Here is a 14,235-nt window from a genome sequence, read left to right as displayed (position 1 = left end):
GTCGAACTGTCGCCGGAAGTCGTCGGTAGACAGCGTCTCGAGGACGGCCTGGCTGGTCGAACTGGCCTCGTACATGCGCGGCGCTTCGGTGAGTCCGATCGAGGAGCCGACGCCCGCGCCGTACGGGCAGACGACCTCGTCGATGTCGAGTTTGCGGGCGACCCGGAACGCGTGCGAGGGCCCCGCACGCGAGCGCGGTCATCGAGAGCCCGCGCGTATCGAGCCCGCGGGAGGCGGCGTATCGCCGGAACGCCGTCGCCATGTTCTCGTTGACGACCTCGAACACCCGCCACGCCGCCTCCGTGACGGAGACGCCGAGCGGGTCGGCGAGGCGTTCCTCGAAGATCGAGCGGGTCTTCTCCGCGGCCAGGTCCATCCGTCCGCCGTAGAAGTTCTCCGGGTTGAGGTAGCCGAGCAGGAGCGACGCGTCCGTCACGTCGGATCCTCACCGCCCCTGTTGTAACAGATCGGGCCGGGGTCGGATCCGGACGATTCCGGACCGACTTCGATGAGTCCGACGTCGTTCACGGCGGCGATCGAGCCGCCGCCGGCGCCGATCTCGGTCAGGTCGATCAGCGGCGAGACGAGGTCGTAGCCGCTGCCTTCTTTGAACCGGTGGACGCGAGCGACGTCGGCCTCGTATTTCATCCGCACGTCGCCGTCTTCGACGATCGAGCCTTCGCAGTGGTGCCGCCCATGTCGAACGAGAACACGTCGTCGTTGCCGTGGTTCTCGCCGAAGATGCGCGAGGCGAGGACGCCCGCCGCCGGCCCGGACTCGACGAGCCGAATCGGCTCCGCCTTCGCCGTTCGAACGTCGACGATACGCCCGACGAGGTCATCATGTAGACCTCGCCCGCGAACCCCTCCGATTCCAGCTCCGAGCGGAGGAACTCGAGGTAGTCCGCCACGACGGGCGCGACGTAGGCGTTGATGACGGTGGTCGACGTCCGCTCGTACTCCCTGATGACCGGGACGACCGCCGAGGACAGCGAGACGTTCAGGTCGGGGTATTCCTCCGCGATGACGTCCGCCACGATCCGTTCGTGTTCGTCCGATTCGTAGGAGTGGAGCAGCGAGACGGCGACGGAGTCGACGTCGTGGTCCTCGACCAGCGTTCGGGTCCGCTCGCGGACTTCCTCGCGGTCGAGCGGTTCGACGACTTCCCCCGCGTCGTTCAGCCGCTCGTTCAGTTCGAGCCGGCGCTGGCGGGGGACCAGCGGATCGGGGTACTCCATCTCCCAGTCGAACATGTCGTACCGCGATCCGCGCCGCAACTCGAGCGTATCGCGGATCCCGTCGGTCGTCAACAGTCCCGTCGTCGCGCCGGTCCCTTCGATGAGCGTGTTCGAGACCAACGTCGTTCCGTGAATAACGGTGTCCAACTCTCCGAACGCGACGCCGTTCTCCTCGAGGATCCGGTGGGCACCGGTCAGCGCCCCCTCCGCTGGATTGGCCGGCGTCGTCGGCTCCTTGTCGACGGTGACGTCGCCGGACTCCCGATCGACCAGCGTGAAGTCCGTGAAGGTCCCGCCGATGTCCATGCCAAGCGTATACATGTACTGTTCGTCTCCGGTGTCCACAGCCGGTCCAATATATGTTGTGGTAACTGTTATCAATGGGCTACAGCGGCGAGGGCTGTACGGGACGAGGAGTACCGGCGGAGCGGTCGCTTCGGAACGGGGCGGTTCTCCGAGGGGTCGAGTCTCGGTCTCTCAGAGACGGTCGTCCTCGATGATGGCGAGCAGGTCCTCGATCAGCCCGGGACGGGGTACTGGAACCAGGCGTTGCGGACGTCGTCGCTCGAGCCGGTCTCGTACTGACTGGCACCCCAGCAGCAGATGGTGAGCATGACGAACGCCGAGAACGCCTGCCAGTAGCGGACGCGCTCGCGGTCGACGGTCCGTCCCGTCCGGCGCTCGTACTCGTCGTAGAACCACTCCCGCTCGAGCAGCGAACAGGCCAGTTCGGGCCGCTCGATCGGCTCGACGAGTTTTCCGGCGAAGTACCGCGTACTCGCGTAGCCGAGGTCGAACAGGGGATCGCCGACGCGGGCGAACTCCCAGTCGAGCAGCCCGGTGATCCGATCGCCGTCGATGAGGGCGTTGCCGATCCGGAAGTCGCCGTGGACCAGCGTCGTTTCGGGAACCGTCGGCGCGTTCGCGCGGAACCAGCGGATCGCCTCCTCGACCGCCGGCTCCCGCTTCAGTTCGGCGCTCCGGTACAGTTCCTCCCAGCGGTCGATCTCGCGAGTTACGGACCTCGTCGGGCGGGACGTCTTCGATCCCCGGAATCGGCCGCGCCGTCGATCGAATGGACGCCCGCGGCGGCGTCGACGAACCGGTTCGGAAGGGCGTCGGTCGTCCGAGTCCCACGCGTCGTACAAGTCCTGCCGGTCGCGCGGATTCCCACGTGATCGGCGGCTCCCCCTCGAGGTGATCCATGACGAAGAGGCCGCGTCCGAACGGCCCGCCGGTCTCGTCGAACCAGCGAACCCGCGGGACCCGGAACGGGTGCGTCTTGCGCCGCCGCGACCGTCTCGTACTCCGTCCGAATGTCGTTGCCGGGCAGCGACTCGTCGTCGATGTCGTGCTGGAGTTCGTTCTCGGCTCGCAGGACGAGCCGTTCGGTCACCTCGTCGCCTCCCTCGCGATAGCGAGCCGTGAACGACACCGTGTCTCGAGACCATCCCTCGGTGTGGGCGACGACGTCGTCGACGGTCACGCCCCCGTCGCCGAGTGTCCCGGAGAGATACGTCGAGAGCGCGTCGGACGAAAAGTCCGTCATTCGTCGTCCTCCGGCCGGAGTAGTCGGAGCTGCTCGTCGACGCGCGTTCGGAGGAAGTCGTACAGCGGTCGCCGGGCAACCGCCGCAGCGTCCCCGTCTAACTCCGCGTCGATCGTCGTCAGGACGTCGTCCGCGACGGCCACCAGCGTCTCCTCGACGTCTCTCGTCGGTCCGTCTGCGGTCTCGAGGTCGCTCCGAGCGTCGTCGACCGGCAGTTCGCACTGCCGACGAGCCGACGTCGTGTCGATCGAGTGCCGACTCGAGTTCGGTCAGGCCTCTCGCGGAGGGTTCGGCGCTGTACTCGAACGGCGGCCTCCCGCCCACCGACGTCGCCGGCCAAGAACTGGAGCGTCGACGCCATCGAGCCGACCTGTGCGTGGACGAACTCGTCGTCGGTGACGGCGGGTCGGACTTCCTCGCGGGTGAACGCCGCGAACCGGTCCAGTATCAGCTCCGGATCGAGGTATGGCATACCTTGGTATAGTACGGTATCGTTACAAAAACTGCGGGTCACCCCTACCCGAGGTAGTCGAACAGGTGCCCGGCGACGTTGCGCTTCTGGATCTCCTCCGATCCCTCGGTGATACGGTAGCGCCGGTGGTGACGGTAGACGTGTTCGAACGGCTTGTGGCGCGTGTACCCCTGTCCGCCGTGGACCTGCATCGCCCGGTCGGCGGCGTCACACGCCAGCAGGTTCGCGGCGGTAGTTCGCCATCGAGACCTTGTCGCTGACACTCTGTTGACTGCCCTCGTCGAGTTGCCACGCCGTCTTGTACACCAGGTTTCGAACCAGCTCGGCCTCCGTGTGCAGGTCGGCGAAGCGGGAACTGGATCCCCTGTCGCTTCGCGAGCGGTTCGTCCCAGGTGTGGCGGTCCTTCGCGAACTCGACCGCCTCGTCGATACAGTACTGGGCGGCCCCGACGCTCGAGGCGGCCTGCCTGATGCGGCCCTCGTGGACGAAGTACGACGCCTGCTGGAGCCCCTTTCCCTTCCTCGCCGAGGATCGCGTCGTCGGGAACGCGAACGTCGTCGAGGGTCACCTCGGCGTGGTCGGTCGGCATGTTGAACGTCCAGTGGAAGTACTCGACGTCGACCCCGTCCGCGTCCGTCGGCACCCAGAACGCGGTGATCCCTTCGTGGTCGCCGTCCTCGCCGTCGGTCCGAGCGAAGATGACGTCGTAGTCGGCGGTGTGCATCCCGCTGTTCCAGCGCTTGGCGCCGTTGATCACCCACTCGTCGCCCGCTTTCTCGGCCGTGGTGTCCATGTGCGTCGCGTCGCTGCCGTGTTCGGGTTCGGACAGGCCGAACGCGGCGGTGGTCTCGCCCTCGATGAGGTCCTCGAGGTGGCGCTCTTTTCGCTCTTCGCTCCCGAACTCGAGTACCAACTCGGCGACGTTGAAGTTGCCGACGACGGCGGCTCCTGCTGCAAGACGTTTGTGCAGGCCGACGCCCTTGCTGGCGAGGTGTTCCCGAATCACCGCCATTCCGAGGTTGCTCCCGTCCCGGCCGCCGTACTCCTCGGAAGCATGTACCGGTAGAACCGGCTTCGTCGGCGCGTCGGCGCATCTCCTCGAGCAACGCCTCCCACTCGGCCGTCGGCGTACCGTCCTCCCAGTTCGTCCGCGCGTCCTCGCGTCGATGATCGAAGAACCGGTCGTGTTCCCGCTGGAGGGGTTCGATCTCCGCTTCGATGAACGCGTCGAGTTCGTCGAGCAACTGCTGGAGCGGCTCCGGGATCCCGAAATCCATACATAGTGACATTCGGAGCTGATACATTAGCGTTCGGGTGGGACAGCGGTCCCGTTCGGTCGCCCGCGAACCGGTCGACGGACGCGTTCGGACTCGACGGCGTCCCCCCGAGGCGAACCGTTAATATCCGGGACGGTGACCACGGACCATGTCCGGACTCGTTCGGTCGAGAGACGAGATCGAAGCGATTCAAGAACGGATGGCGGAGAACCGATTCTACGACGCGAAGCAGGTGGCGATCAGGTTTCGCACTCGCGAGTCGACTGTCGAGCGGATTCTCCCGCCCGGTCTGGAACCGATCGAGGACCCGGTGATGCGAGCCGACGTCGTCGACGTCGGACGCCAGTAACTGCGTCGGCTCGTTCCGCGGCGGCGGCGTCTACGTCCGTGCGCAGCACGACGGCCACGTCGGAGAGTACTGCGTAACCATGCCGATGTCGACGGAGGAAGCGATCGCGTGGGGCCGAGAGCTGTTCGGCGAACCGAAGACGAAAGCTACCATCTCGCTCGAGCGCACCGGCGACGAGGTGCGCGGGCGAGTGAGCCCGTCGAGGCGAGTCGCTCATCGAGATCGACGCGACTATCGACGCGAAACGGGAACCCGAACCGACGTCGCAGACGGTCTATCACTACAAGGCACTTCCCGACGCGGACCGGGCGGGGGTTCCAGTTCGACCCGACGCTGGTGCGGGTCACGTTGGACAGCGATCTCGCCGCGTACGAGTCCGGTACCGGATCGCTTTCGCTGGGCGAGGGCCCGAACGGCCCGCTCAGTGACCTCGAAATAGCGGAAGTCCTCGGCGCGTCGTACACCGAAGCGGACTTGCGCACGACACAGGAGAACGTGACCACCGTCGACCCCGAATCGTTCCTCCCGTACGCCTTCGGGGCCGGACGCAGCAACGACTGGCTCGAGTTGGACAATCTGTCCGACTGAGCCCACAGTGTTGGCCGCTGTCCGGGTCGTCTGCGGTGGCTCCGTCCTTGTCCGGCGATTCCACTGTCCTGACTGCGCTGTGTTGATCGACCACGAGATCGCTCGAACCGAGATCCGATCCTCCACGATCTGGAGACCGATCTCGAAGCGCTCCGAGCGCGAACGCACCGGCGAGGACACCTCGCCGATCCACCGCACCGAGCCATAACTTTTTGAGTTATGTTATCATCAAACACTATATGGACGGACTCACAGTCGGCTACCTCGCGGAACGGAACGCGCGTACGCAGCCGGACGGCGACGCCGTCGTTCAACGAGCGGACGGTGAGCGAACCGAGGCGGAGACCTTCGAGGAACTCAACCGCAGGGTAGATCAACTGGCGAACGCGCTCGCGGAACGGGGTATCGAAGCGGGAGCGACGGTCGCGACGTACACGGGGAACCGAATCGAGACGATCGAGAGCTATCTCGCGACGATGAAGCTCGGTGCCTTGCCGGTACCGATCAATCATCGGTTCAAAGCCGGCGAGGTGAACTACGTTCTCGAGGACAGCGACGCGGCGCTGTGTATCTTCGACGAGGCCGGCCGCGAGACGATCGCCGGCGTCCACGACGAGTTCGATTCGCCGGTCGAGGAGTACCTGCACGTCGGTGAGTCGACACCGGCGTTCGCGACCGACTACGAGACGGTACGGGACGACGCGTCGGCCGATCCCGTCGACGTCGTCCCCGCCAGGGCCGACGAGGCGGCCATCATGTACACGAGCGGGACGACCGGCAAGCCGAAGGGCTGTGTCCTCACGCACGATAACGTCGTTCAGGCAGCGGAGAACTCCCTCTACGAGGTGAACCTCTCCCGCGACGCCCGGTTCATGGTGGTGACGCCGCTGTTCCACATCGCCGCGTTCGGGTTGTTCATGATGTCGTTCTACGTCGGCGGGACGACGATTCTGGTCGACGACTTCGAACCGGCGTCGGTCCTCTCGGTCCTCGAGGACGAGTCCGTGACGGCGACGTTCATGGTCCCGATGATGAGCCGTGCGGTGCTGTCGGCCGACCCCGAGTCCTACGACCTCTCGTCGTTCGAACACTACATGACCGGCGCGGCGCCCTCGGAGCGCTCTCTCAAGGAGGCGATCATCGAGACCTTCGACTGTAACCTCTACGACGTCTTCGGTCAGACCGAACTCTCGCCGTCGACGACGATGCTGCGCCCGGAGAACGCGCTCGAGAAGCCCGACAGCGTGGGGCGACCGATCATCAACGTCGAAGTCAAGGTCGTCGACGAGGCCGGCAACGAGGTCGAGACCGGCGAGGCGGGACGGATCGCCTACCGCGGTCCGACGGTGTTCAAAGAGTACTACGGCATGCCGGAGCAGACGACCGAGGTGTTCGACGACGATTGGTTCGTCTCCGACGATCTCGTCCGGATGGACGAGGACGGCTTCGTCTACTTCGTCGGCCGGGCCGACGACATGATCATCACCGGCGGCGAGAACGTCCATCCCGCGGAGATCGAGGAGGTACTCCACGACCTCGAGGGGGTAGACGAGGTCGCGGTCGTCGGCGTCCCCGACGACCAGTGGGGCGAACGGGTGAAAGCCGTCGTCGTTCCCGAAGACGGAGCCGCGCTGTCCGAGGACGACGTCGTCGACCACGTCGGGGCGAACCTGGCCGGATTCAAGAAGCCCCGCGAGGTCGAGTTCAGAGACGAGCTACCGCGGAATCCCACCGGCAAGGTGCTGAAGAACGAACTCGCCTGACCCCCGCTCGCGGACCGCCGATCAGGGCTCCACGACGAGCTTCCCGACTGCGTTGCGATCCGCCATGTCGGCGAACGCCCGATCGGCTTCCGCGAGCGAGTATCGCTCGTGGACGACCGGCTCGAGGGTTCCGTTTTCGACGAGTTCGACGCCGCGACCGATCACGTCCACGCAGTCTGGGAGTGTGATAAACCGGTGATCGCGGCGGTCGACGGCTACTGTCTCGCCGGCGGAAGCGATCTGGCGATGGCGTCCGACCTCGTGATCGCGACCGAGGAATCGTCGTTCGGCTACCCGGGATTGCGGATGGCCGGGGTCCCGCCGACGCTGGTCTACCCCTTCGTCACGAACCTCCACGAGGCGACGGAACTGCTGCTCTCCGGCAAGGTTGTCGACGCGCAGCGAGCGGCGGAGTTGGGAATGGTCAATCGCGTCGTTCCGCGGAACCGACTCACGGAGACGGTCTTCGCGGAGGTCGAGGAGATCCGGAAGATGCCGGGCGCGAACGTCGACGACGTTCGCGTCGGCGATCGGATCACGTTGAATATGGTCACTGCCTGCCACGACTGCCGCTACTGTGCGGACGGCAAGTACCACCTCTGCGAGCAGGGGGACGGCGGCGTCGTCGCCAGCCGGGGATTCGCGGATCGGATCGTTGTCCCGTCTTCGATGGCGGTTCCCGTTCCGGACGAGGTGTCGCTTCGCCACGCTGCGCTCGCGGAACCCCTCGGCGTCTCGCTTCGAGGCGTTCGCCGATCGGGCCTTGAGCCGACCGATCGCGTCGCGGTGTTCGGCGCCGGTCCGATCGGTCTCGGCGTCGTCGCCGGCGCTGCCGCGGCCGGTGCCCGTGAGATCTACGTCAGCGAACCGCGAGCGGCCCGTCGAGAGGCCGCGGCGGCGCTCGGAGCCGACGTCGTCATCGACCCGACTGCCGTCGACGCCGTCGAGGAGATTCAACGGGACACTGACCGCGTGGACGTCTCGTTCGAGTGTGCCGGAACGGCCGCGACGCTCACGGACGCGCTCCGGAGTACCGCGTACGGGGAACGGGTCGTCGTCCTCAGCGTTTTCGAGGAGGAGGTCCCGATCCACCCCAACGACGTCATGCAGGCGGAGCGGGAACTCGTCGGCTCGTTCGGGTTCCAGGGCGGCCCGCTCGCCTCGCGGTCGGAGTTCGCGACCGCGCTGGACTACGTGGCCGACGGGCGCATCGATCCCGAACCGATGATCTCCGGAACCGTTTCGCTCGAGGAGACCGAATCGGCGTTCGAGCAGCTTCGCGATCCCGACAGCGATCGTATCAAAGTACTCGTCGAGCCCTGATGCGAGTCGCGGTCGCGCCGTCGGTCACCGGTTCAGCGTGTGTATCGCCCGTCCGAGCGCGTTCTCGCAGGCCTCCATGACCGCCTCCGAGAGCGTCGGGTGCATGTGGACGGTGCCGGCGACGTCCTCGAGCGTCAGTCCCGTCTCGACCGCCAGTCCGAGTTCGCCGATCAACTCGGACGCCTCCGGACCCGCGATCTGTGCGCCGAGGAGTCGGCCGCCGTCCTCTCCGGCGACGACGCGGACGAACCCGTCCGTCTCCGACAGCGTGAGCGCTCGGCCGCTGGCGTCGAACGAGAACTCACCGACGACCGGTGAGTGGCCGGCGTCGCGCGCTTCCGCTTCCGTCAGTCCGACGGTCGCGATTTCCGGATCCACGAACACCGCCGTCGGGATCGCGGCGTCGCGAAGCGCGGCGTCGCCGCCCGACGCGACCTCCGCGGCGACGAGTCCTTCGGCGATCGCCTCGTGTGCGAGCATCGGTTCGCCGGCCACGTCACCGACCGCGAAGACGTGATCGCGACTCGTCCGCATCCGATCGTCGGTCTCGAGGAACCCGCCATCGGTCGGCGCCACGCCGACCGACTCGAGGTCGAGCGTATCGGAGACTGGCTCCCGACCGATCGCGACGAGGAACTTCTCGGCGGTCATTTCGAGACTGTTCCCGTTCGTCCCGTCAGTCGAGAGGGTGACGGTCCCGTCGTCCGCTCGAGTCCAGTCGGCCGCGACCTGACCGAACCGGAAGTCGACGCCCACCGACTCGGCCCGCTCCTTGACGGGCCGAGTGAGATCCGATTCGTACCCCGGTAACACGTCGTCTTCCATCTCGATGACCGTCACGTCCGTCCCGAGCTTCGCGAACACCGTCGCGAGTTCCGTCCCGATGTAGCCCGCCCCGACGACGACCAGCGAACGCGGCGCCGTCTCGAGCGCCAGCGCCTGCCGGGAGTTCAGAATCGGATCGGCGTCGAACGGGAATTCCGGGAGTTCCATCGGTCGACTCCCGGTCGCGACGATCGCGTTTTCGAACTCGAGTTCGGTGGGGGACCCGTCCCCCGAGGTGATTTCGGCGGTGTGGTCGCCCATAAAACGCGCCGTTCCCTCTCGCAGGGTAACGCCGTTCGCCTTACAGAGCGTTTCGACGCCGCCCGTGAGCTGGTCGACGACCTCGTTTTTCCAGCTGATCATCTCGCCGACCTCGACGAACGGCTCGGCGTAGATCCCCATCCGAGAGGCCGACTCGAATTCGGTGACGAGGTTCGATGCGGTCAGCAGCGCCTTCGAGGGGATACAGCCGTTGTTGAGACAGGTCCCGCCGATCCCGTCGCGGTCGACGAGCGTGACGTGGCAGTCGCGTTGAGCGGCGCGAATCGCAGCGCTGTAGCCGCCCGGTCCACCGCCTATCACGAGAACGTCAGTCGCTACCATACGCGGGAATCGTTCGAATCGCTTATAGTGGTTTGTGATCGCCGGGTTCGAAGGGCCGCTTCGCTGTCGCCTATTCGGGCCGACGTCGTTCTCCGTCTGACCGGCTCTCGCCAAATAAACTCTTTTGAGTATTACTTTCCGTTGATTTTGGTACTCGAATTGACACTCCCGAATATAACGACCTTAGTCCGTTATTTCATTCGGTCGAGAAGGGCGATTCCGATCAAAACCCAACTATCGTCGTTGGACACCGAAAGTAACCGAACTCGAAACGCGACGACGGAGACGACGGAACCCGGGACGGGTTCCGGACACGGTGGTCCGACTCGTCGATTAGAAGGCACTGTCTATAGTAGCCACTGAAACGATTTACACACTGATCGTGACGACATCGCGCGATCAGGTGTGCAATGACTTCCAGTGGCTACTATAGTTTAGCACCTCTGTTGGCGTCTGTCCGTTGAGTGGCTGGTGCGGTCGCTGCGTGTTATAGTAGTGTACAAACTGTTCAAGTAACTCTCTGACGGCCGCCCGACTGCCCACCCATGAATTATCGAAGCGGTCAACCCGCATTTTGAGGGTATGAAACCACTTTTCGATCTGGTTTCGAGCAACGTAGTCGAGGTGACCGTTTAATCCGAAACGAGAGACGGCAGTCAGATAGCCAGCACCATCGACGAGAACGCAGCCTCGGAGAGATCGTGTTTCCCGGCGAGTCCATGCAGAAACGCAGCAGTTGGATCGGTGCCTGCCGTCCGAAGAGTGCGAGATCAAGAAGGAGTTTCGTGCCAGGTCTATTGCAGTATCCGTCCAGATCGATCACCGTTAATACTGACAGCGGTTTCGTCAACCGCGACCCGCGACGGCGAAGCGGTCGGCGGGTCTGTCATGCTATCATCCAGCCAATATATTTACTGCTAGATCGCTTAATGAGAACGTTCGATACCGAGTGAACGAAGAATTGCTTGTGTCTATCGAAGTGAACAACCGGTCGCGTGGAGTCGGACGGCGAACGCTCTGATGGGCGTCGCCGTTCGCTCACGCTCCCGATATTCATCAAATTCCGCCGCGTAGCACTCGCTGAGCAGGTCTGCAAGCATAGTCCAAACTCACTCTACGATCTGCTCGTTCCTCAAACTGCGCTAAGTAGACGGTGCCTGAATCGGCGAAATGAACCCGACGTAATCCGTCGCTCTACACGACGTCTTTCGCGTGCAACTCGTCTATCTGCTCGCTGGTGTACCCGATCGCCTCGAGGATGTCGTTCGTGTGTTCGCCGAGGTCCGGCATCCGATCGGTTGTCGTCTCGAGGTCGCCGAACGAGATCGGGTTGTCGACGTACGGGACGGGACCGTCGTCGGTTTCGAGTTCTTTCACGAGGTCGAGGTGTTCCGTCTGGGGGTGATCGAGTACGTCGTCGAGTTCGTTGACGTCGCCCCACGGAATGCTGCTTTCGGAGAGGAGATCGGCCCAGTGATCACGGGGCTCGCTTTCGATGACCGATTCGATCGTGGACTCGAGTACGTCCCTGTTGTCGATCCTGTCCTCGTTCGTCTCGAAGCGGTCATCCGTGAGGAGGGCGGGACGGTCGATGATATCGACGCAGAACTCCTTCCAGTGGGCCTCGCTGAGGATTGCGAAATTGACGTACTGGTCGTCGGCCGTTTCGTACGGGCCGTACGGTGTGATCAGGTGATGACGCGTCCCCATTCGCTCGGGGAGTTCGTCGTTGTGCCAGTACTTGTGTGGGAAATAGCCCATCCAGGAGAGCATGCCCCCGAACATCGTGACGTCGATTTCGTCGCCGTTGCCCGTCCGTTCGCGATGGAACAGCGAAAGCAGCGTGGCGATCGTCCCGTAGGTCGCGGCGTTGATATCGCAGATACTGATCGGGATTTTCGCCGGTTCGTCGGGCGACCCGTTCAGGAGAATCGCGCCGGATTCGCCCTGCATGACGAGATCGTACGCTTTTCTGTCGCTGTACGGGCCGGTTCGACCGTATCCGGAGATGTTCAGATAGATCACATTCTCGTTGATCTCCGAGACGGAGTCGTAATCGACCCCGAGCCGCTCGACGACGCCCGGCGCGTAGTTTTGGACGACGATGTCCGCTTCGGCGGCGAGTTCGGAGAATATCTTCGATCCGTCGTCGGACTTGAGATCCAACTCGATGCTGAGCTTGTTTCGGTCGACCCAGACGTGGGCCGACGAGTCCCCGTAGACGGCCGAGTCCCAGTGTCGGTTGACGTCGCCGACGTCGGGACGTTCGACCTTGATCACTTCGGCGCCGAAATCGCCGAGCATCCGGGTACACAGCGGCGCACTCACGCCGCTCTCGAGGCTGAGAACGGTGATATCATCTAACGCGAGCATCGGTGCCCCCGTTTCGGTGGTCGCTTTTGGCCGGACGGCGTAGCGTCCGTGCGGGTACCCACGGTCTGAGCGACCGTCGACGGTTTCGCACGAAGGAACGAAGGTCCCGCTCGAACGGGGTAGCGAGTCCGCTTGCTACAATCGAACATACTGATGCGATTTCACTCGTCGACACACATATTCTTGTCGGATACGGCGGTCCCGCTCTCGACCCGACATTGGACCACGATACGTCCCGCCGGATTCCGGTTCGAACGGTACATTTTTGAGCGTCGTTTGAGATTTCACGGGTATGGTGGTAGGTATCAACGATATCGAGACCGTCGCAGTGATCGGTAGCGGACAGATGGGTCGCGGCATCGGTGCCGTGGCCGCGCTGGCCGGCTACGAGGCGTACATCAACGATATCGACGAATCACAACTCGAGGAAGCGAGAGAACAGATCGAGTGGTCGTACGAGAAGTCCGTCGAGAACGGGGCCGCGGCCGAGTCGGAGATCGACGACGCGCTCGAGCGCCTCTCCTTTACGACCGACCTCGAGGAGGCGGTCGGCGACGCGGAGTTCGTCACCGAGGCGGCGGTCGAGCAGCAATCGGTCAAGGAGGACGTCTTCGAGAACCTCGACGAGACGGCTCCCGAGGACGCAATCCTCGCGACGAACACGTCCGGGCTCAACATTACCAGGCTCGCCGAGACGACGGACCGCCCCGAGCAGGTCGTCGGGACCCACTGGTTCAACCCGCCGATGCTGATGGAACTGGTCGAAGTGATCATGACCGAACACACGCCCGACGGCGTGGCCGACACCGCCGAGGCGCTCGTCGACTCGTTCGATAAGACGCCGATTCGGTGCAAGATCGATATCCCCTCGTTCATCGTCAACCGGCTGATGCGCCCGTACGGCGAGGGGCCGGCCTGGATGGTCTATCGAGGCGAACACTCGATCGAGGAGATCGACTCCGCGATGAAGTACGCGGAGGGATTCCCCATGGGGCCGTTCGAACTCGCCGACTATACGGGCGGCATCCAGCTCCGGGTCGAGGGCGAACAGGACCACCTCGAGGACGATCGGCCGATGTCCTACGACACGGAGGTCTGCCCGATCCTCCATCAGCTCTACGACAAGGGGCGATACGGTCGAAAGGCCGACGCCGGCTACTACGACTACGACGAACGCGACGAGCCGCAGATCGCCGTCGATGCGGGCCAGGGCTTCGACACGCTGCTCGTCTGGGCACCGATCATCAACGAAGCCGCCAAAATGGTCGAAAACGACGTCGCCAGCGTCGAGGACGTCGACACCGGTGCCCGCCTCGGCGGGAATTGGCCGATCGGCCCGCTCGAGAAGGCAGACGAAGTTGGCACCGACGTCGTCCTCGAGAAGCTAACCGAAGTCGCCAGCCGCCACGGGGACACGAACAAACTCGCCGAGACGCTGCCGTGTGACCTGCTCGTCGAGAAGGCGAAGAACGACGAGACGTTCTACTGACCGCTTGCGATCGCGATCGAGGACCGTCGGTTGGTTTCCCGTTTTCTGCCGTGATCGCGGGAGTTCTCGGTGAGCGTGCCGTCTCCGTCCCTACATGAGGGTCGCCGGATACAACTACACTGCCTACCGACAGTAACTCGTCTCCACTTCCCGTACTGGAGGGCGTAGTATGATACTTTGTTCCGTATATAGAAACCGCCTTATCTCGCCGATACTCTCACTACGTTCGGCTGCTAGCGCACGGCGGTGGATTCACGCATGAATATCTTCGTTCCGTTCGTCCGAACTGGACACTGGGGCAAAGACCCAGCGCGTGCGAGACGACCCAGTTTTTACAACCATATAGATGTAAATACTCCTCGATACTCTCCTCGTCATCGATCGTA

At 64.0% G+C, this 14,235-nt stretch carries 13 protein-coding genes and 5 pseudogenes; 6 read left to right on the top strand and 12 right to left on the bottom strand.

Annotated elements, in window-relative coordinates; translation table 11 throughout:
- The 8 genes and pseudogenes from A6E15_RS21830 to A6E15_RS21990 all read right to left on the bottom strand — a co-directional run.
- Positions 1 to 1,543 (bottom strand): annotated as a pseudogene (locus A6E15_RS21830) (hydantoinase/oxoprolinase family protein); the annotation flags it as partial.
- A 212-nt stretch (positions 1,544 to 1,755) separates the two neighbouring features.
- Entirely contained in the window at positions 1,756 to 2,226 is a 471-nt protein-coding gene (locus A6E15_RS19485) for a phosphotransferase (protein WP_245800686.1), read from the bottom strand.
- 26 nt (positions 2,227 to 2,252) lie between these two features.
- Positions 2,253 to 2,786, bottom strand: a complete 534-nt coding sequence (locus A6E15_RS21610; protein ID WP_245800668.1) for a hypothetical protein — start codon at positions 2,784 to 2,786, stop codon at positions 2,253 to 2,255.
- Positions 2,783 to 2,929 (bottom strand): hypothetical protein, encoded by a 147-nt coding sequence (locus A6E15_RS21175; protein ID WP_175607302.1) that lies wholly within the window; start codon positions 2,927 to 2,929, stop codon positions 2,783 to 2,785. Before A6E15_RS21175 ends, A6E15_RS21610 begins: the two co-directional genes overlap by 4 nt.
- Positions 2,905 to 3,258 carry a hypothetical protein gene (locus tag A6E15_RS19480; protein WP_076148752.1) on the bottom strand — a complete coding sequence of 118 codons (354 nt, stop codon included), beginning with the start codon at positions 3,256 to 3,258 and terminating at the stop codon, positions 2,905 to 2,907. Before A6E15_RS19480 ends, A6E15_RS21175 begins: the two co-directional genes overlap by 25 nt.
- Positions 3,259 to 3,302: 44 nt before the next feature.
- Positions 3,303 to 3,449 carry an acyl-CoA dehydrogenase family protein gene (locus A6E15_RS22000; protein ID WP_394329280.1) on the bottom strand — a complete coding sequence of 49 codons (147 nt, stop codon included), beginning with the start codon at positions 3,447 to 3,449 and terminating at the stop codon, positions 3,303 to 3,305.
- 215 nt (positions 3,450 to 3,664) lie between these two features.
- A pseudogene (locus tag A6E15_RS21995) lies at positions 3,665 to 3,730 on the bottom strand (hypothetical protein); the annotation flags it as partial.
- A 139-nt stretch (positions 3,731 to 3,869) separates the two neighbouring features.
- A pseudogene (locus A6E15_RS21990) lies at positions 3,870 to 4,271 on the bottom strand (acyl-CoA dehydrogenase family protein); the annotation flags it as partial.
- 413 nt (positions 4,272 to 4,684) lie between these two features.
- On the opposite strand from A6E15_RS21990, the gene A6E15_RS19470 reads away from it, so the two are divergent.
- From A6E15_RS19470 to A6E15_RS19455, 4 genes and pseudogenes are all read left to right on the top strand, one after another.
- On the top strand, positions 4,685 to 4,885 hold the full coding sequence (locus tag A6E15_RS19470; protein ID WP_076148751.1) for an acetoacetate decarboxylase family protein: 201 nt from the start codon (positions 4,685 to 4,687) through the stop codon (positions 4,883 to 4,885).
- Positions 4,886 to 4,901: 16 nt separating this feature from the next.
- A pseudogene (locus tag A6E15_RS21985) lies at positions 4,902 to 5,072 on the top strand (acetoacetate decarboxylase family protein); the annotation flags it as partial.
- The gene (locus A6E15_RS19460; RefSeq protein ID WP_076148750.1) at positions 4,994 to 5,473 is read left to right on the top strand and encodes an acetoacetate decarboxylase family protein; all 480 of its coding nucleotides are present in this window, start codon (positions 4,994 to 4,996) and stop codon (positions 5,471 to 5,473) included. The pseudogene A6E15_RS21985 and the gene A6E15_RS19460, both read left to right, overlap by 79 nt.
- A 239-nt stretch (positions 5,474 to 5,712) precedes the next feature.
- Positions 5,713 to 7,236 carry a class I adenylate-forming enzyme family protein gene (locus tag A6E15_RS19455; RefSeq protein WP_076148453.1) on the top strand — a complete coding sequence of 508 codons (1,524 nt, stop codon included), beginning with the start codon at positions 5,713 to 5,715 and terminating at the stop codon, positions 7,234 to 7,236.
- 21 nt (positions 7,237 to 7,257) lie between these two features.
- Here A6E15_RS19455 and A6E15_RS21605 read toward each other — a convergent pair whose 3' ends face one another.
- Positions 7,258 to 7,401: a zinc-binding dehydrogenase gene (locus A6E15_RS21605; RefSeq protein WP_245800606.1), complete on the bottom strand. Its 144-nt coding sequence runs from the start codon at positions 7,399 to 7,401 to the stop codon at positions 7,258 to 7,260.
- Here A6E15_RS21605 and A6E15_RS19440 point away from each other — a divergent pair.
- Positions 7,345 to 8,559 carry a zinc-binding dehydrogenase gene (locus A6E15_RS19440; protein ID WP_084177405.1) on the top strand — a complete coding sequence of 405 codons (1,215 nt, stop codon included), beginning with the start codon at positions 7,345 to 7,347 and terminating at the stop codon, positions 8,557 to 8,559. The genes A6E15_RS21605 and A6E15_RS19440 overlap by 57 nt on opposite strands.
- A 24-nt stretch (positions 8,560 to 8,583) precedes the next feature.
- Here A6E15_RS19440 and lpdA read toward each other — a convergent pair whose 3' ends face one another.
- The 3 genes and pseudogenes from lpdA to A6E15_RS19425 all read right to left on the bottom strand — a co-directional run bounded on the left by lpdA (position 8,584) and on the right by A6E15_RS19425 (position 12,360).
- Positions 8,584 to 9,987, bottom strand: coding sequence for a dihydrolipoyl dehydrogenase (gene lpdA / locus A6E15_RS19435; protein ID WP_076148451.1), 1,404 nt, complete (start codon positions 9,985 to 9,987; stop codon positions 8,584 to 8,586).
- A 399-nt stretch (positions 9,988 to 10,386) separates the two neighbouring features.
- Positions 10,387 to 11,087, bottom strand: a pseudogene (locus tag A6E15_RS20175) (IS6 family transposase).
- A 94-nt stretch (positions 11,088 to 11,181) separates the two neighbouring features.
- Positions 11,182 to 12,360 carry a CaiB/BaiF CoA transferase family protein gene (locus A6E15_RS19425; protein WP_076148450.1) on the bottom strand — a complete coding sequence of 393 codons (1,179 nt, stop codon included), beginning with the start codon at positions 12,358 to 12,360 and terminating at the stop codon, positions 11,182 to 11,184.
- A 292-nt stretch (positions 12,361 to 12,652) separates the two neighbouring features.
- Here A6E15_RS19425 and A6E15_RS19420 point away from each other — a divergent pair, with 292 nt between their 5' ends.
- Positions 12,653 to 13,849, top strand: a complete 1,197-nt coding sequence (locus A6E15_RS19420; protein WP_076148448.1) for a 3-hydroxyacyl-CoA dehydrogenase — start codon at positions 12,653 to 12,655, stop codon at positions 13,847 to 13,849.
- Positions 13,850 to 14,235: the final 386 nt, after the last annotated feature.

Origin of the sequence: Natrinema saccharevitans (assembly GCF_001953745.1) — an archaeon.
GTDB lineage: Archaea > Halobacteriota > Halobacteria > Halobacteriales > Natrialbaceae > Natrinema > Natrinema saccharevitans.
The sequence above is the reverse complement of the archived record's forward strand: the minus strand, read 5'-3'. Positions and strand labels throughout refer to the sequence as shown.

What these genes read in the sequence shown, in the direction of transcription:
- A6E15_RS21610 (WP_245800668.1), bottom strand. Translation starts at nt 2,786, where the DNA reads ATGACGGACTTTTCGTCCGACGCGCTCTCGACGTATCTCTCCGGGACA.
- A6E15_RS19480 (WP_076148752.1), bottom strand. Translation starts at nt 3,258, where the DNA reads ATGCCATACCTCGATCCGGAGCTGATACTGGACCGGTTCGCGGCGTTC.
- A6E15_RS22000 (WP_394329280.1), bottom strand. Translation starts at nt 3,449, where the DNA reads ATGCAGGTCCACGGCGGACAGGGGTACACGCGCCACAAGCCGTTCGAA.
- A6E15_RS19470 (WP_076148751.1), top strand. Translation starts at nt 4,685, where the DNA reads ATGTCCGGACTCGTTCGGTCGAGAGACGAGATCGAAGCGATTCAAGAA.
- A6E15_RS19455 (WP_076148453.1), top strand. Translation starts at nt 5,713, where the DNA reads ATGGACGGACTCACAGTCGGCTACCTCGCGGAACGGAACGCGCGTACG.
- lpdA (WP_076148451.1), bottom strand. Translation starts at nt 9,987, where the DNA reads ATGGTAGCGACTGACGTTCTCGTGATAGGCGGTGGACCGGGCGGCTAC.
- A6E15_RS19425 (WP_076148450.1), bottom strand. Translation starts at nt 12,360, where the DNA reads ATGCTCGCGTTAGATGATATCACCGTTCTCAGCCTCGAGAGCGGCGTG.
- A6E15_RS19420 (WP_076148448.1), top strand. Translation starts at nt 12,653, where the DNA reads ATGGTGGTAGGTATCAACGATATCGAGACCGTCGCAGTGATCGGTAGC.